Source organism: Pseudomonas fuscovaginae SE-1, assembly GCF_000364705.1.
Classification (GTDB): Bacteria; Pseudomonadota; Gammaproteobacteria; order Pseudomonadales; family Pseudomonadaceae; genus Aquipseudomonas; species Aquipseudomonas fuscovaginae_A.
The window spans coordinates 1-15,619 of record NZ_AQOH01000265.1 but is presented as its reverse complement, the minus strand read 5'-3'; the positions used below and the strand labels follow the sequence as shown (position 1 = coordinate 15,619).

Sequence of the window (15,619 nt, the reverse complement as noted above, 5' to 3'; positions counted from 1 at the left end):
CAAAACTAGGTAACTCGTTGAATCTCAAGGAGTTTTCCGTTCGGGCCGCGCCGGAAGTGGGCGCATTATAGGCCCCTGGGAATGAGCGTCAACCGTTATTTTCAGATTTCGCTCATAAAGGTCAAAAACATGAACTTACGATTAACGAAGGCCCACCAGTGGGAGCCGGCCGGGCGGCGCTCCGCTTGCTGGCGATCCACCGCAGGCGGCCACCCAACTAGATCGGTGGTGATTGGGATGCCGCCATCGCCAGCAAGCCGAATCCTACAAAAGCATCCCCTGTAAAGGTAGCGTCCCGACATGAGCAATATATTGCTCAACCGCTCATTGTTTAGCATCATACTCGGGTATCCCCCCTCATATTTACGCGCTCCGGACACCCCACCCCATGACCCAGCAATCCCGCAGCCTGGCGACGACCGTTTTTCCCGTCGCCCTGCTGATCATCGCAATGGCTTCCATTCAATCCGGAGCCTCCCTGGCCAAGAGCATGTTCCCGGTAGTGGGAGCCCAGGGCACCACCACCCTGCGCCTGATCTTCGCCAGCCTGATCATGCTGCTGATCCTGCGCCCTTGGCGAGCGACACTCACCGCCAAATCCCTGACCACGGTGGTCATCTATGGCATCGCCCTCGGCGGCATGAACCTGCTCTTCTATATGTCCCTCCGAAGCGTTCCGCTGGGGATCGCGGTAGCGCTGGAGTTCACCGGTCCGCTGGCCGTGGCCCTGTTCGCTTCACGCCGGGCTATCGACTTCCTGTGGATCGGCCTGGCGATCACCGGCCTGCTGCTCTTGATTCCGACCTCGGGCACCAGTACCAGTATCGACCTGGTCGGCGCCCTCTACGCCCTGGGTGCGGGAGCCTGCTGGGCCCTCTACATCCTCTTCGGGCAAAAGGCCGGCGCGGACAACGGTGTCCAAACCGCCGCCCTGGGCGTGATGATCGCCGCCCTGGTTGTTGCCCCCGTCGGTATTGTCCACGCTGGCACAGCCTTGCTGAGCCCGGCACTGATCCCTGCGGCCATCGGCGTCGCCATCCTCTCCACCGCCCTGCCCTACAGCCTGGAAATGGTCGCCCTGACCCGCATTCCCGCCCGCACCTTCGGCACCCTGATGAGCATCGAACCGGCCTTCGGCGCCCTCTCCGGCCTCCTGTTTCTCGGCGAATACCTGTCCATGGCGCAATGGCTGGCAATCGCCTGCATCATCTGTGCATCCATAGGCGCGACACTGACCATGCGCAGCGAACCCAAGCCCGCAATCGCAACTGATTGATACAACGCATGACGTTACTCTGGCATTTGTCGCGCAAATAAGACATGTTTACGCCTAACTCAATGCCAGCCTTGATAAATTCGGACGGGGCGCTCAGGGAAGAAACAGGCGGGCACGAAAGAAGCCAAACTCGGGCTGTTTGATCCGGGGCTGGAGATTAAGGACAGTAATGAAGCGTTTTTTGATTGTCTTGGCAGTACTCGCCATCGCCGGTTGCGCCGCGACCTCCAAACCCATCAAGCATGGCAAGCGGGGCCTGCACATCAACTGCTCGGGGCTGACGTCCTCCTGGGACAAGTGCTACACCAAGGCCGCCAACTCCTGCAGCGACAAGGGCTACAAGATCCTCGCCAAGTCCGGTGACACCGTGGAAGATCCCGGTGACTATCCTTTCGGCCTGAACCCGGCCGGCTATACCAGCCGCAGCATGATCATCATCTGCAAGTAGGACACGGCCGCCGCTACCCGGACGGCCGGCCGATCTGACGATCGATTTCGTCGCGACTCGATTGCAACACCTGATGCTGAAGCTCCGGCGTCGACATCATGCGCGCCACCACCAGCGCTCCCACACACTGGGACAGGATCGACCAGGCCTGACCCTCGCTGCCCAACACCTGCGCCCAACACTGTTGCAACCGACACAGCCAGGCTTCGGCCCGCTCGCGCACCGCCATGTCGGCCCGGGCAATCTCAGCTCCCAACGCCGGCAAGACACAGCCGCTCTCCACCTGCTCGACATGGCTCATGCTCAGGTACAGCTTCAGGCATCGCTCCAACTGCGCAGGATCCGCCGACCCTTCCCCCCCCAGGCGCGCCACGCTGCGGCTCAGCTCCCGCTCGACGATTGCCCCGAACAATTCGTCCTTCGACGAAAAATGCCCATAGAACGCCCCGCCACTGAGACCGATGGCTTTCATCAGGCCGTCCACCCCGATCGGGGCAAATCCTGATTTCTTTGCCGAAGCCGCACTGCTTTCCAGCAGACGTTCGCGGGTTTCCTGCTTGTGGCTGAGTGAATAACGCATGGAGCTGTTCCTGTTCACGACCTTGACGCTTACCGAATCGTAGCATAACGTTCGTTTAGTTAACGATCGTTTAATAAAAGAGCGATACTGACCATGACTACCGCAAACAACCACAAGAAAGTCGTATTGGTCGTCGGAGCCGGCGACGCCACTGGCGGTGCCATTGCCAAGCGCTTCGCTGTCGAAGGCTTCACCGCCTGCCTGACACGGCGCAGTGCCGACAAGCTTCAGCCGCTGCTGGACACGATTCGCCAGGCTGGTGGCGAGGCCCACGGTTTTGCCTGCGATGCGCGCAAGGAAGAAGAAGTGGTGGCCCTGATCGAGGAGATCGAAAGCCAGATCGGTCCGATCGAAGCCTTCGTCTTCAACATCGGCGCCAACGTGCCGTGCAGCATCCTGGAAGAAACCGCCCGCAAGTATTTCAAGATCTGGGAAATGGCCTGCTTCTCCGGCTTCCTCAATGCCCGCGAGGTCGCCAGACGCATGGTCACTCGCCAGCGCGGCACCATCCTGTTCACCGGCGCCACCGCCGGGCTGCGCGGAGCCGCCGGTTTCGCCGCATTCGCTGGCGCCAAGCATGGGATCCGCGCTCTGGCGCAGAGCATGGCGCGGGAGCTGGGGCCACTGAACATCCACGTCGCCCATGTGGTGGTGGACGGCGCCATCGACACCGACTTCATCCGCACCGGTTTCCCGGAAAAATACGCCCTCAAGGACCAGGACGGCATCCTCGACCCGGGCCATATCGCCGAGAACTACTGGTACCTGCACAACCAGCCGCGGGACGCCTGGACCTTCGAACTCGACCTGCGGCCCTGGAACGAACGCTGGTAGGCTCTCCCCCACGACAACAACAAGGATGCTTCATCCATGAAAAAAAACGTCGAGTTCTACTTCGATCTGGGCAGCCCTGCCTCCTACCTGGCCTATACCCAGCTACCCGGAATCTGTGCCCAGGCCCAAGCCCGACTGATCTACCAGCCGATGCTGCTCGGCGGCGTGTTCAAGGCCACGGGCAACGCCTCCCCCGCCGAGATTCCGGCCAAGGGGCGCTACATGATTCAGGACCTGGCCCGCTACGCCCAACGCTATGGCGTGCCCTTTCGCTTCAACCCGTACTTCCCGATCAACACATTGCTGCTGATGCGGGCAACCACCGGCGTGCAACTGCGCCAGCCGGAGCGCTTTGTCGAATTCGTCGATGCGTTGTATCGCGCACTCTGGGTCGATGGGCGCAACCTGAATGATCCCGGCACGGTCGCGCAGGTATTGGCCGAGCATGGGTTCGACCCTGAGCAGGTCATGGCGTTGACCCAGGATGAGGAAGTCAAGGAGGTGCTCAAGGAGAAGACCGAGCAAGCCTTGCAACGTGGGGTATTCGGCGCACCGAGCATGTTTGTCGGCGAACAGTTGTTTTTCGGACAGGACCGGCTTGATTTCGTACGCGAGGCGTTGGTGTGACCCGGAGGAGGTTCAGGCAGTAGAGATATCGCCTACCAGATCGTTATCGCCAGCAAGCCGGCTCCCATGAAGAATGGGTCGTACATGAAGTTTGCATACGACACCGCCTCGTAGGAGCCGGGCTTGCCCGCGAACAGGCCCGAAGACCTTGCCGCAAAATCAGATCGCCGCAGTGCGGGTATTCAACCACTCCAGCGCCGCCCCACTGAGCAACGGACTCAGCCGCTCACGCACCTCGGCATGGTAGCCGTTGAACCAGTCACGCTCTTCCTGCGTCAACAGCGCCGGCTCCAGGCAGCGGGTATCGATCGGGCACAGCGTGAGGGTTTCGAAACGCAGGAACTCACCGAACTCGCTCTCGCCCGCCTCACGGTTCATCGCGAGGTTCTCGATACGCACACCCCAACGCCCCGGACGGTAGGTGCCCGGCTCGATCGAGGTGATCATCCCCGGCTGCATCGCCGTCTGCGGTGCAGCGACCGCCTGATAGGCGATCACCTGCGGGCCTTCGTGAACGTTCAGGAAGTAACCGACGCCATGACCGGTACCATGCCCGTAGTTGACGTTATCGGCCCAGATCGGCGCCCGCGCGATGGCATCGAGCAGTGGCGACAGAATGCCACGGGGGAAGCGCGCCCTGGACAAGGCGATCACGCCCTTGAGCACCCGCGTGCAATCGACTTTCTGTTCGGCGCTCGGCGTCCCCACCGGCACCATCCGGGTGATATCGGTGGTGCCGCCCAGGTACTGGCCGCCGGAGTCGATCAGCAGCAGGCCGTCACCTTCGATCACCGCATGTTCCTGCTCGGTGGCGTGATAATGCGGCATCGCGCCATTGGCGTTGAACGCGGCGATGGTGTTGAAACTCAGGGACACGTAGCCGGGGCGACGGGCGCGCGCGGCGGTCAGTTTCTCGTCGATGGTCAGTTCGGTGATCCGCTCACGACCCAGCGCTGTTTCCAGCCAGGCGAAGAATTCGCACAACGCCGCGCCATCCTGCTCCATGGCCTGGCGGATGTGTGCCGCATCGTCCAGGCTCTTGCGCGACTTGGCGAGGGTGGTCGGGTTCAACCCCTCCACCAGGCTCACCTCGGCGCCCAGGTTGTCCAGCAGTCCGACCGTGACACGGGCAGGATCGACCAGCAGGCTCGAACCACCCGGCACGGCCGCCAGGGCCGGGGCAATGTCGGCATAGTCACGCAGGCTCACGCCGTCACGTTCGAGGGTCTTCGCCAACTCGGCGCTGACCTTGTCCATTGCCACGAACAGCGTGGCCTGCTGCTGACTGACCAGGGCGAAGGAGACGAACACCGGGTTGAACGGCACATCGGCGCCACGCAGGTTGAACAACCAGGCGATGTCGTCCAGGGTCGCGATGAAATGCCAGTCGGCGCCACGGTCCTTCAGTTCCGCACGCAACTGCGCCAGCTTCTCGCCACGGCTGACGGTGGCCTGCGGCGGCAGGTGCTCGTAGACCGGCTGGTTCGGTAGCACCGGGCGATCTTCCCAGGCCTGCCGCAGCAGGTCGATATCGGTACGCAGGCGAGCACCACGGGCTTGCAGCTTTTCCCCAAGGGTTCGTGCCGAAGCCAGCGCCATCACCGCACCGTCCACCGCCACCACACCACCAGCCGGCGTCTGCTCGGCCAACCACTCCAGCGGCCCGGTTTGCCCCGGTTGCAGCTTGACCAGCTCGATGCCGCTGCCCTTCAGTTCCTTGCTCGCCTGTTCCCAGTAGCGGCTGTCAGCCCAGACCCCGGCAAACTCCGCCGTGACGATCAGGGTACCGACCGAACCATGAAAGCCCGACAGCCACTGCCGGCCCTGCCAGTACGCCGGCAGGTACTCCGACAGGTGCGGGTCGGCCGATGGCACCAGCAAGGCGTGGACGCCCTCGCGCTTCATCAGCTCGCGGGTGCGCGCCAGGCGCTGGGGTACGGTTCCCTGACTCGAGGTCTGCGTGCTCATCATGTCTCCTGCTGCTACTCACGGATTTGATTGTTATAAGGCGCTGATGATGAATCAGCCGTCACGACGGGGCAACTGCCCAAAATGGCACTGGCGCGCTGGCACTGGCCTTGATCGCCGCAGCCGCCCGATCGATGTCCTGCTCGGTGGTGAAACGCCCGAGGCTCAGGCGGATGGTACGGGCCGCGGAATCGGCATCATGCCCCAGCGCCAGCAGTACATGGGACGGCGCATTGCTCGCCGAGTTGCACGCCGAGGTGGCCGAATAGGCCAGCGTCTGGCTGAGTTGTGCGCCATTGAACTGGCCTTCGGCGAAGGTCAGGCTCAAGGTATGGGGAATACGCTGGCTCGGGCTGCCGTTCAGGCGCAGGCCCGGGACATCCGCCAACTGGTCCAGCAGACGCTGACGCAGGGCGCGAATCTGCGTGGCCTCCTCCTCGAACGCTTCGGTCGCCAGGGCAAAGGCGCTGCCCATGCCGGCGATCTGGTGAGTCGCCAGGGTCCCCGAGCGCAGGCCACCTTCATGGCCACCGCCGTGGATCTGCGCATTCAGCCGCTGCCGGGCCCGCGGTCCGACATACAGCGCGCCGATGCCCTTGGGCCCGTACAGCTTGTGCGCCGAGAACGACATCAGGTCCACCGGCAACTCGCCCAGGTCGATGGCCACCTTGCCGGCCCCCTGGGCGGCGTCCACATGAAACAGCGCGCCATGCTCGCGAACCCGCTGGCCGATGGCGCGGATGTCGTTGAGCGTGCCCAGTTCGTTGTTCACCAGCATCAGCGACACCAGAAACGTGTCCTCACGCAGCGCTTGCTCGACGCTCTGCGCGAAGATCAGCCCGTCGGCGTCCGGCTCCAGCCAGGTCACCTCGACCCCACCCTCCTCCAGTTGCCGGGCGGTATCGAGGACCGCCTTGTGTTCGATCCGGCTGGTGATCACATGTCCACCCCCCGTGCCAAGGGCCTGGGCCACGCCTTTAAGGGCCAGGTTGTTCGATTCGGTGGCACCGGAGGTCCAGACGATCTGCTCGGCGCTTGCGCCCACCAGGGTCGCCACCTGTTGCCGGGCCTGCTCGACCGTCTGCCGGGCGCGCTGGCCAAAGGTGTGGGAGCTGGAGGCCGGGTTGCCGAAGTTGCCGGAGAAACCCAGGCATTCGACCATGACCTGGATGACCCGCTCGTCCACCGGAGTCGTGGCGGCGTAGTCGAAATACAGAGGCTGTTGATTCATGGCAAAAGACTCATAAAGCGTGTCCCGCGGAGCGATTTCTCACTGAGTTCAACCGGGAGTTGAACAGACAGCTATACCCGATGGAAAACGATCAAGGAAAGATGACTTTCAAGCAAAGTGCGTAGGAACGCTCCTGGAGTCCAGCTTACAGCGCCAAGGAAGGTGTTGCGAGCGCCAACAGGCCCGGCGCCGACGCTTCAGCGGGACAACTGCTGCACACTCTCTTGCACCAGCGGGTACAACGAAATGACCAACAGCAGCGCCATGGCCAAGTTGAACAGCCGCAGCCAGCGCGGCTCGCGCAGCACATTGCGCAACAGGCTGCCGCAAGCGGCCCAGAGGCTGACAGAGGGAGCGTTGATCAGGGCGAAAACGGCGGCGATCACCAGCACGTTGCTGAAATAGCCCTGCAGCGGCGTGTAGGTGCTGATCGCTCCGATCGCCATCACCCAGGCCTTGGGATTGACCCATTGGAACGCCGCCGCATTCCAGAAGCTGAACGGTCGGCCCTGCCCCTGCTCGGTTTCGGAGACCGGCCCCGAACCGGCGATTTTCCAGGCGAGGTACAACAGGTAGGCCCCGCCGATGTAACGCAAGGCGGTATAGAGCGCCGGATAGGCCTCGAACACCGCCCCCAGGCCGAGCCCCACGGCCAGCACCAGCACGAAGAAGCCGCAGGAGATGCCGAGGATATGGGGAATGGAACGGTTGAAGCCGAAGTTCACCCCGGAGGCCAGCAACATGGTGTTGTTGGGACCGGGCGTCACGGAAGTCACCAGGGCGAACAGGGCAAAGCCCAGCAGAAGGTCGAGCGAGAGGGTCATGGCGGGCATCCGGCAAGCGTGTCAGTCAGGCACTCACCCTATCCCAGCGACCTGGAGAAACTCAGACACAGCTACTGAAAACTTCGACCCGTACAGTTTTGCCTTTCACCCTTTGTTTACCTGTCTGTTACTGCCGCGATCGGCACTGATCTCGGCCTGCTCATCGAAGCCGTAGACCGGCTGTGGCTGGCCTACCAGTTCGGCCTTCTTGCGATGGTACTCCTCGAAGGACAGCCCACGCCGATTCAATGCCTCCAGCGCCAGTTCCCGGGTTTCCTCGGCGGTATAGGGCCGCAGTTCAGGGGAAGGATGGCTGGCACAGCCGGCCAGGACGGACAACAGCAAAAGCAGCAGAACCGCAGGTGTGTGTTTCATAAGGTGACTCCCGAATGCCTGATTTGATTGGATGGACACAGGCTACCGGGGCCACCCCGGATGGCAGAAATCACCTCTCTCGATAGTCGCTATCGATCACTTGCTGACCCTGCCACTGAAACGCCTTATATTCCATATAGAACTATAAATATGGAAATACGTTCATTTACGGAATATCAGAAACCCCGTACAACAGTTTCAACCACTTGATCGGTGTTGCCAGGGCAACTGTTCGCCAACCAACAGTCGATCAACAAAACAGCCCGCCCACCAGCAGCCGGCCGCTCGCCGGGCACGCCAGGAACCCGTGAATACGGTGTCCGGGCGCTTGGTACAGGTCTTGCTCAAGCCCCTGTTACCCAAGCCCGGACACTGACCCTGCCCGCCCAGCAACTGTTTGAAAAGGAACTGCCCATGTCTCGTACACTGAAAGTCGTTGCCCTCTCCGGTGGCCCCTATCGCCCGTCGCGCACCCTGGTGCTGACCCAGGCGCTGCTGGCTGAACTGGCGCAACACCTGCACCTCGAAAGCCGGCTGATCGAACTGACCGACATCGCCCGTCCCCTCGGCGCGGCACTGTCACGCGCCGAACTGAGTGCCGAGGTCGAGGCCGAACTGCAGGCCATCGAAAACGCCGACCTGCTGATCGTCGCCTCGCCGGTCTATCGCGGCTCCTACCCCGGGCTGCTCAAGCACCTGTTCGACCTGGTGGACCTCAACGCCCTGATCGACACCCCGGTGCTGCTGGCCGCCACCGGCGGCAGCGAGCGCCATGCGCTGGTCCTGGATCACCAGTTGCGCCCACTGTTCAGCTTCTTCCAGGCCCTGACCCTGCCCATCGGTGTCTACGCCAGCGAAACCGACTTCGCCAATTACCAGATAACCAGCGAGCCCCTGAAGGCCCGCATCCGCCTTGCCGCAGAACGCGCCGTCCCGTTGTTCGGCGCCCATTCCAAGCAGCTGCTGAAAACCGCTTAAGGACTTGCCATGGATGTCTTCTGGTTTCTCCCCACTCACGGCGACGGTCATTACCTGGGCACCGCCCAGGGTGCCCGCCCGGTGACCCTCAACTATCTGAAACAGGTGGCCCAGGCCGCCGACAGCCTCGGCTACCACGGCGTGCTGATTCCCACCGGCCGTTCCTGCGAAGACTCCTGGGTCATCGCTTCGGCGCTGGTACCGCTGACCGAACGCCTGCGCTACCTGGTGGCGATCCGCCCCGGCATCATTTCGCCGACCGTTTCGGCGCGCATGGCCGCGACCCTCGACCGGCTGTCCAACGGCCGTCTGCTGATCAACGTGGTCACCGGCGGCGACCCCGACGAGAACCGCGGCGACGGCAGCTTCCTCAGCCATAGCGAACGCTACGAAGTCACCGATGAGTTCCTGAGGATCTGGCGCCGGGTATTGCAGGGCGAGGCGGTCGACTTCGAAGGCAAGCACCTGAAGGTACAGAACGCCAAGGCGCTTTACCCGCCTGTGCAGAAGCCCTACCCACCGCTGTATTTCGGTGGATCCTCGGACGCGGCCCACGACCTCGCCGCCGACCAGGTCGATGTCTACCTGACCTGGGGCGAACCGCCGGCCGCCGTCGCCGCCAAGCTGGCCGACATTCGCGAGCGCGCCGCGCGCAAGGGGCGCACCGTGCGTTTCGGCATCCGTCTGCACGTGATCGTCCGGGAAACCGCCGAAGAGGCCTGGAAGGCTGCCGACCGCCTGATCGAACACATCAGTGACGAAACCATCGCCGCCGCGCAGCAGTCCTTCGCGCGCTTCGACTCCGAAGGCCAGCGGCGCATGGCCGCCCTGCACGGCGGACGCCGTGACAACCTGGAGATCGCACCCAACCTGTGGGCCGGCGTCGGCCTGGTCCGCGGCGGTGCCGGCACCGCGCTGGTGGGCAACCCGCAACAGGTCGCCGAGCGCATCAAGGAGTACGCCGACCTGGGCATCGAGAGTTTCATCTTCTCCGGTTATCCGCACCTGGAGGAAGCCTACCGCTTCGCCGAACTGGTGTTCCCGCTGCTGCCCGAGCCTTATGCGAGCCTGGCCGGCCGCGGCGTGACCAACCTGACCGGGCCCTTCGGGGAAATGATTGCCAACGATGTGTTGCCCACCCAGACGCGACCTTGAAGACACCGCCCCAACCCTTGGAGGCAGTCCAATGTGTGGGAGCCGGCTTGCTGGCGATCGCGACTGAACAGTCAACCTGCCCATCGACTGATACGCCGCTACCGCCAGCAAGCCGGCTCCCACAGAAGTCCCCCCGTCGGACTATCGCCCTAGACAGAGGAACATCGCGTGACGGCTCAACCGCACAACCTCCTTCCCGCCCCCCTGCATACTGCCCGCCTGTTGGCGGCCGAGTTTGCCGAAACCGCCGTCGAGCGCGACGAGCGCGGCGGTACGCCGAAAGCCCAGCGCGACGCCCTGCGCCAAAGCGGCCTGCTGGCCCTGAGCATCCCCACCCAATACGGCGGCCTCGGCGCCAGTTGGAGCGAAACCCTCAAGGTGGTTCGCGAGTTCGCCAAGGTCGACAGCTCCATTGCCCATGTCTTCGGCTTCCATCACCTGATGCTCGCCACCGTGCGGCTGTTCTCGCGTCCCGAGCAATGGCAACCCTGGTTCGAGCAGACCGCCCGCAAGAACTGGTTCTGGGGCAACGCCCTCAACCCGCTGGACACCCGCACCGTGGTGCGCAAGCGCGGCGGCTGGCGCGAGTTCTCCGGCAAGAAAAGTTTCTGCTCCGGCGCCAGCGACTCGGAGATGCTGATCGCCTCGGCCGTCGACGAAAGCGCCGGCGGCAAACTGCTGATCGCCGCGATTCCCAGCGGCCGCTCCGGCATCACCCTGCACAACGACTGGCACAACATGGGCCAGCGCCAGACCGATAGCGGCAGCGCCAGCTTCGAGCGGGTGCGGGTCGAGGAGTCGGAACTGCTACTCGAACCCGGCCCTCTGAGCACGCCCTTCGCCTGCCTGCGCCCGCTGATCGCGCAACTGACCTTCACTCACATGTTCCTCGGCATCGCCGAAGGCGCCTTCGAGGAGGCCCGGCAGTACACCCTTACCGAGACCCGGCCGTGGTTCAAGTCCGGCACCGAGGACATCCGCAAGGACCCGTACATCCTCAGCCACTACGGCGACTTCTGGGTGGCCCTCGAAGGCGTACGGCTGCTGGTCGAACACGCCGCCGAAGGGCTCGACCGGGCCTGGGCCAAAGGCCCGGACCTCACCGCCGAGGAGCGCGGAGAACTGGCGACCGCCATCGCCACCGCCAAGGTCGCCGCCAGCCGCCAGGGCCTGGAACTGTGCGGCAGGCTGTTCGAAGTCACCGGTGCGCGTTCCACCCACGCCTCCCTGCGGCTGGACCGGCACTGGCGCAACCTGCGCACTCAGACCCTGCACGACCCGCTGGACTACAAGCTTCAGGAACTGGGCGACTGGGCCCTGAACCAGACACTTCCCATCCCCACCTTCTATTCGTAGAGACGCCCATGCAGCTACTGACCCTACCGCCCTCGCCGGCTCTGGCGACCTCGATCCGCGCCACCGCCCAGGTCTTCGAAGACCCCAAATCCCAGGCCCTGCTCGCCCACCTGCAACAGGTCGCCCCCAGCGAGGCCAGCGTACTGATCATCGGCGAAACCGGCACCGGCAAGGAGCTGGTGGCCCGGCATATTCACAACCTCAGCGCCCGCCGCAACCGACCGTTCATCGCGGTCAACTGCGGGGCCTTTTCCGAGTCGCTGGTGGAGGCCGAGCTGTTCGGCCATGAGAAAGGCGCCTTCACCGGCGCCCTCGGCGCCAAGGCCGGCTGGTTCGAGGAAGCCGATGGTGGCACCCTGTTCCTCGACGAGATCGGCGACCTGCCGATGCCGATCCAGGTCAAACTGCTGCGGGTACTGCAAGAACGCGAAGTCGTGCGCCTGGGCTCGCGCAAGAGCATCCCCATCAATGTGCGGGTGCTGGCGGCGACCAATGTCCAGTTGGAAAAGGCGATCAACGCCGGGCATTTCCGCGAGGACCTGTATTACCGCCTCGATGTCGTCAACCTGGAACTGAGCCCGCTGCGCGACCGCCCCGGCGATATCCTGCCGCTGACCCGGCACTTCATCGACGCCTACTGCCAGCGCCTGGGCTACGGTGACATCCGTATCAGCCCGGCGGCCGAGCAGAAACTCAAGAACTACAGTTGGCCGGGCAATATCCGCGAGCTGGAAAACGTGATCCACCACACCCTGCTGATCTGCCGCAACGGGGTCATCGAACGCGACGACCTGCGCCTGTCGAACATGCGCATCGAGCGCCAGGACGACAGCGCCACGGCCGCCGACGACTCGGCCGAGGCCCTGCTCGACCGCGCGTTCCAGAAACTCTTCGAGGAGCAGGCTGGCGCCCTCCACGAAAAAGTCGAGGATGCATTACTGCGCGCGGCCTACCGTTTCAGCCACTACAACCAGGTGCACACCGCCAATCTGCTGGGCCTGAGCCGCAACGTGACGCGCACCCGGCTGATCAGGATCGGCGAGTTGGCGGTGAACAAGCGCCGACCGGGCGAGAACGTCCAGGGCGACCGCATGCTGCAGTTATCGATCTAACCAGAGCACCGGGTAACCTGGAACGCGGCCCGACGAAGACCTGGAACGAAGTGACCGGGTGAACCAGGCACGCCGCTCGCCGGCGATCGGTACAGGCAGTGCCACTAGCCGACCAGAGCGCAGTGCAGCGCGTCATCGTGACTGCGCTCGATGCTGCACAACACCTGGAACGAGCCAAAGGTCACCGCCTTGGCCTGGTACGAGCGAATCAGCAGCCAGAAATCCTCTTCACCACTCTCGAAGCGGGCGAACGCCGCCTCCCCGGCCTCCTTCGAGCGCCATTGCAAAACATTCAACACCCGCCGGCCATCGGCGCTGGCCTGCACGTTGCCGCTGATGAAGCCGGCAAAACCCTGGGCCAGGCGTTCGGTCTGTCGCGCCAGGGCATTGACCAGGGCGTCCTGTTGATGGGGCTCGATCTCGAACTGGATCAATTGGGTGAAACTGCAATTTTTCTCTGTTACTGGCATGGGTAGCTCCCCGGAAAGTCACACGGGATCTTGAGATCCGAGGTGATGCAGGGTAAAACCTCAAGTTAACTAGAGGTCAAGGGATTTTTTCCATGGCATTGCACAAGGCCCTGCCCACGGACAAGGTACTCACGGTCGGCCAGGTCGCCGCACGCAGCGGCATCTCGGTGACGGCCCTGCGCTTCTACGAATCCAAGGGGCTGATCCAGAGCAGCCGCAATGCCGGCAACCAGCGCCGCTACGCCCGCGACGTGCTGCGCCGGGTGTCGCTGATCAAGGTGGCGCAAGGCCTGGGAATTCCGCTGACGGAGATCCATCAGGCCCTGCAGCAGTTGCCCGAAGGCCGCACGCCAACGGCGACGGACTGGGCGCGGATGTCGGAACGCTGGAAGGACGAACTGGACGAGCGCATCGCCCGCCTGACCCGGCTGCGGGACAAGCTCGACGGCTGCATCGGCTGCGGCTGCCTGTCGATGGAAAGCTGCCCGCTGCGCAACCAGGGCGACGTGCTCGGCGACCAGGGCCCCGGGCCCCACCTGCTGGAACCGGATGTCTGATCATCACGATCCAGGGGCAGGCCGCGATCATGCAGAATCACCTGTCCCCCTGTAGGAGCCGGCTTGCTGGCGATCGCGATCCAGCAGCCAGCACCCTCGGTGACTGACACACCGTTATCGCCAGCAAGCCGGCTCCTACAGGGGGACAGTGGCGTGTCAGATGGAACAGGAAGGATCAGGCCGGCTCGGCCACCGGCCGCCCGGTCTTCTGCGCCTCCAGCTCACGCACCAGCGGCAACACCCGCTTGCCGAAATACTCGACCTCTTCCTGGAAATGCAGGAACCCCGCCAGCACCAGGTCCACGCCCACCGCCTTCAGCGCGACGATCCGCTCGGCGATCTGCCGCGGGGTGCCGATCAGGTTGGTCTTGAAACCGTCGTTGTACTGCACCAGGTCCTCGAAACTGGACTTGGCCCAGTTGCCCTCGCCTTCCGGCGACGACTTGCCCGCCTGCTTCGCCGCATCGCCAAACGCCCCGACCGCCTCGGGGTCGGCCTTGTCGATGATTTCGGCCAGTACCGCGCGGGCCTCTTCTTCGGTGTCGCGGGCAATCACGAAGGCGTTCACCCCGATTTTCACCGAATGGCCATTGGCCGCAGCCTTGGCACGAATATCGTCGACCTGGGCCTTGATACCTTCCGGGGTATTGCCGTTGGTGAAGTACCAATCCGACACCCGCGCGGCCATGTCCCGTGCCGCCCGCGAGCTGCCGCCCTGGAAAATCTCCGGGTGCGGCTGGCTCAGCGGCTTGGGCTTGAGGCTGTAGTCGTTGAAGCGGTAGAAGTCGCCCTTGAAGGTGAACGCATCCTGGGTCCAGATGCCCTTCAGCGCACGAATGAACTCCTCGGAACGGCGATAACGTTCGTCGTGCTCCAGCCAGTGCTCACCGATGGCGTGGAATTCGCCACGGAACCAGCCACTGACGATGTTGACGGCAATCCGTCCACCGGTCAGTTGGTCGATGGTCGCCAGTTGCTTGGCGGCCAGCGCTGGCTGCCAGGGGCCGGGCAGGATCGCGGCGATCACCTTCAGCCGCGTGGTCGCCGCCAGCAGCGCGTGGCTGAACGCAACGGACTCGTGCTGGTACTCGGCACCATAGCCGGCGGTGAAGCGGATCTGGGTCAGGCCGTATTCGAACCCGGCCTCCTCCGCCAACTGTGCCAGCTTGCGGTTGTAGTCGATATCCCAGCGGGTGCGCTGCTCGATCTTGCTGACGACCAGGCCACCACTGACATTGGGTACCCAATAGGCGAATTTGACGGCTTGCTGACTCATGGTGTTGGACCTCGATCCAGGGAAGGTCAGGTCAGGGGAGCAGCAAGCGTGCCAGTGCCGAAATCCCGGCTACATGGGCATGGCACGGCACCCGGGAACGGGCTTGTCGGGACGCCGCAGCGCCGCGAGTTTTTTGCAGCCTTGAGGCCCAATTCGCGGGCAAGCCCGCTCCTGCACAAAGCCTCCTCCCTTGGTGTTCACATCCGTTGGCGACCATCGGAATCTGTAGGTTGGCAGGACGATTTGTTGAAGTTCTGTTGCGCAGACAACAGTTACCCCTGGGCTACTTCATGGGAAGGCCCGCCAATACGGGGCCTCACGCTCCGGCATGGACCCTGCAACCACTCCCGGCAACCGCAGTTATTCCTACCTGCCCCAAGGAGCTGTCCCATGACCGAACACCAGGTAATCAACCCGCTGTCCCTCGGCGTCGACTACGAGCCCCTGGCCGAGCGCTTCCGCCCGATCTTCGCCCGTATCGCCGCCGGCGCCGTACAACGGGAACTGGCGCGCGAACTACCCCACGAACCGATCCAGTGGCTCAAGCAAGCC

Annotated in this window: 16 protein-coding genes and 1 pseudogene; 10 read left to right on the top strand and 7 right to left on the bottom strand. The window is 63.6% G+C overall.

Annotated elements, in window-relative coordinates; translation table 11 throughout:
• Positions 1–388 precede the first annotated feature (388 nt).
• Together rhtA and K675_RS0121705 are read left to right on the top strand one after the other, a co-directional pair.
• A complete protein-coding gene (gene rhtA, locus K675_RS0121710) occupies positions 389–1,276 on the top strand; it encodes a threonine/homoserine exporter RhtA (protein ID WP_017905576.1) in 888 nt (295 codons plus the stop codon).
• Between the two features lie 169 nt (positions 1,277–1,445).
• Positions 1,446–1,724, top strand: a complete 279-nt coding sequence (locus K675_RS0121705) for a hypothetical protein (RefSeq protein WP_017905575.1) — start codon at positions 1,446–1,448, stop codon at positions 1,722–1,724.
• 13 nt (positions 1,725–1,737) lie between these two features.
• Here the strand turns inward: K675_RS0121705 and K675_RS0121700 are convergent, their stop codons facing one another.
• The gene (locus K675_RS0121700) at positions 1,738–2,304 is read right to left on the bottom strand and encodes a TetR/AcrR family transcriptional regulator (RefSeq protein WP_017905574.1); all 567 of its coding nucleotides are present in this window, start codon (positions 2,302–2,304) and stop codon (positions 1,738–1,740) included.
• Between the two features lie 93 nt (positions 2,305–2,397).
• Here K675_RS0121700 and K675_RS0121695 point away from each other — a divergent pair, with 93 nt between their 5' ends.
• Complete coding sequence (locus K675_RS0121695; RefSeq protein WP_017905573.1) at positions 2,398–3,138, top strand: SDR family oxidoreductase; 741 nt, start codon at positions 2,398–2,400, stop codon at positions 3,136–3,138.
• A gap of 36 nt (positions 3,139–3,174) precedes the next feature.
• Positions 3,175–3,765, top strand: coding sequence for a 2-hydroxychromene-2-carboxylate isomerase (locus K675_RS0121690; RefSeq protein ID WP_017905572.1), 591 nt, complete (start codon positions 3,175–3,177; stop codon positions 3,763–3,765).
• 159 nt (positions 3,766–3,924) lie between these two features.
• On the opposite strand, the gene K675_RS0121685 is transcribed toward K675_RS0121690, so the two are convergent.
• The 4 genes from K675_RS0121685 to K675_RS0121670 all read right to left on the bottom strand — a co-directional run bounded on the left by K675_RS0121685 (position 3,925) and on the right by K675_RS0121670 (position 8,163).
• Positions 3,925–5,733 carry an aminopeptidase P family protein gene (locus K675_RS0121685; protein WP_017905571.1) on the bottom strand — a complete coding sequence of 603 codons (1,809 nt, stop codon included), beginning with the start codon at positions 5,731–5,733 and terminating at the stop codon, positions 3,925–3,927.
• A gap of 61 nt (positions 5,734–5,794) precedes the next feature.
• Positions 5,795–6,964, bottom strand: a complete 1,170-nt coding sequence (locus tag K675_RS0121680; protein ID WP_017905570.1) for a cysteine desulfurase family protein — start codon at positions 6,962–6,964, stop codon at positions 5,795–5,797.
• A gap of 197 nt (positions 6,965–7,161) precedes the next feature.
• A complete protein-coding gene (locus K675_RS0121675) occupies positions 7,162–7,788 on the bottom strand; it encodes a LysE family translocator (RefSeq protein ID WP_017905569.1) in 627 nt (208 codons plus the stop codon).
• A 105-nt stretch (positions 7,789–7,893) separates the two neighbouring features.
• Entirely contained in the window at positions 7,894–8,163 is a 270-nt protein-coding gene (locus K675_RS0121670) for a hypothetical protein (protein ID WP_017905568.1), read from the bottom strand.
• A 414-nt stretch (positions 8,164–8,577) separates the two neighbouring features.
• On the opposite strand from K675_RS0121670, the gene msuE reads away from it, so the two are divergent.
• The 4 genes from msuE (at position 8,578) to K675_RS0121650 (ending at position 12,764) form a co-directional block, all read left to right on the top strand.
• Positions 8,578–9,141 carry an FMN reductase gene (msuE, locus tag K675_RS0121665; protein WP_017905567.1) on the top strand — a complete coding sequence of 188 codons (564 nt, stop codon included), beginning with the start codon at positions 8,578–8,580 and terminating at the stop codon, positions 9,139–9,141.
• 9 nt (positions 9,142–9,150) lie between these two features.
• The gene (gene ssuD / locus K675_RS0121660) at positions 9,151–10,296 is read left to right on the top strand and encodes an FMNH2-dependent alkanesulfonate monooxygenase (RefSeq protein WP_017905566.1); all 1,146 of its coding nucleotides are present in this window, start codon (positions 9,151–9,153) and stop codon (positions 10,294–10,296) included.
• A gap of 168 nt (positions 10,297–10,464) precedes the next feature.
• Entirely contained in the window at positions 10,465–11,652 is a 1,188-nt protein-coding gene (locus tag K675_RS0121655; protein ID WP_017905565.1) for an acyl-CoA dehydrogenase family protein, read from the top strand.
• An 8-nt stretch (positions 11,653–11,660) separates the two neighbouring features.
• Positions 11,661–12,764 carry a sigma-54 interaction domain-containing protein gene (locus K675_RS0121650; RefSeq protein ID WP_017905564.1) on the top strand — a complete coding sequence of 368 codons (1,104 nt, stop codon included), beginning with the start codon at positions 11,661–11,663 and terminating at the stop codon, positions 12,762–12,764.
• A gap of 104 nt (positions 12,765–12,868) precedes the next feature.
• On the opposite strand, the gene K675_RS0121645 is transcribed toward K675_RS0121650, so the two are convergent.
• Positions 12,869–13,234 carry an antibiotic biosynthesis monooxygenase gene (locus K675_RS0121645; RefSeq protein WP_026145414.1) on the bottom strand — a complete coding sequence of 122 codons (366 nt, stop codon included), beginning with the start codon at positions 13,232–13,234 and terminating at the stop codon, positions 12,869–12,871.
• Positions 13,235–13,326: 92 nt separating this feature from the next.
• Here K675_RS0121645 and soxR point away from each other — a divergent pair, with 92 nt between their 5' ends.
• Entirely contained in the window at positions 13,327–13,791 is a 465-nt protein-coding gene (gene soxR / locus K675_RS0121640; RefSeq protein ID WP_017905562.1) for a redox-sensitive transcriptional activator SoxR, read from the top strand.
• A gap of 175 nt (positions 13,792–13,966) precedes the next feature.
• Here soxR and sfnG read toward each other — a convergent pair whose 3' ends face one another.
• Positions 13,967–15,067, bottom strand: a complete 1,101-nt coding sequence (gene sfnG, locus K675_RS0121635; protein ID WP_017905561.1) for a dimethylsulfone monooxygenase SfnG — start codon at positions 15,065–15,067, stop codon at positions 13,967–13,969.
• A gap of 390 nt (positions 15,068–15,457) precedes the next feature.
• Here sfnG and K675_RS33125 point away from each other — a divergent pair.
• Positions 15,458–15,619 (top strand): annotated as a pseudogene (locus tag K675_RS33125) (monooxygenase); the annotation flags it as partial.

What these genes read in the sequence shown, in the direction of transcription:
- K675_RS0121690 (WP_017905572.1), top strand. Translation starts at nt 3,175, where the DNA reads ATGAAAAAAAACGTCGAGTTCTACTTCGATCTGGGCAGCCCTGCCTCC.
- msuE (WP_017905567.1), top strand. Translation starts at nt 8,578, where the DNA reads ATGTCTCGTACACTGAAAGTCGTTGCCCTCTCCGGTGGCCCCTATCGC.
- K675_RS0121645 (WP_026145414.1), bottom strand. Translation starts at nt 13,234, where the DNA reads ATGCCAGTAACAGAGAAAAATTGCAGTTTCACCCAATTGATCCAGTTC.
- K675_RS0121675 (WP_017905569.1), bottom strand. Translation starts at nt 7,788, where the DNA reads ATGACCCTCTCGCTCGACCTTCTGCTGGGCTTTGCCCTGTTCGCCCTG.
- soxR (WP_017905562.1), top strand. Translation starts at nt 13,327, where the DNA reads ATGGCATTGCACAAGGCCCTGCCCACGGACAAGGTACTCACGGTCGGC.
- K675_RS0121670 (WP_017905568.1), bottom strand. Translation starts at nt 8,163, where the DNA reads ATGAAACACACACCTGCGGTTCTGCTGCTTTTGCTGTTGTCCGTCCTG.
- K675_RS0121700 (WP_017905574.1), bottom strand. Translation starts at nt 2,304, where the DNA reads ATGCGTTATTCACTCAGCCACAAGCAGGAAACCCGCGAACGTCTGCTG.
- K675_RS0121685 (WP_017905571.1), bottom strand. Translation starts at nt 5,733, where the DNA reads ATGAGCACGCAGACCTCGAGTCAGGGAACCGTACCCCAGCGCCTGGCG.
- K675_RS0121695 (WP_017905573.1), top strand. Translation starts at nt 2,398, where the DNA reads ATGACTACCGCAAACAACCACAAGAAAGTCGTATTGGTCGTCGGAGCC.
- K675_RS0121680 (WP_017905570.1), bottom strand. Translation starts at nt 6,964, where the DNA reads ATGAATCAACAGCCTCTGTATTTCGACTACGCCGCCACGACTCCGGTG.
- rhtA (WP_017905576.1), top strand. Translation starts at nt 389, where the DNA reads ATGACCCAGCAATCCCGCAGCCTGGCGACGACCGTTTTTCCCGTCGCC.
- K675_RS0121650 (WP_017905564.1), top strand. Translation starts at nt 11,661, where the DNA reads ATGCAGCTACTGACCCTACCGCCCTCGCCGGCTCTGGCGACCTCGATC.
- ssuD (WP_017905566.1), top strand. Translation starts at nt 9,151, where the DNA reads ATGGATGTCTTCTGGTTTCTCCCCACTCACGGCGACGGTCATTACCTG.
- sfnG (WP_017905561.1), bottom strand. Translation starts at nt 15,067, where the DNA reads ATGAGTCAGCAAGCCGTCAAATTCGCCTATTGGGTACCCAATGTCAGT.
- K675_RS0121705 (WP_017905575.1), top strand. Translation starts at nt 1,446, where the DNA reads ATGAAGCGTTTTTTGATTGTCTTGGCAGTACTCGCCATCGCCGGTTGC.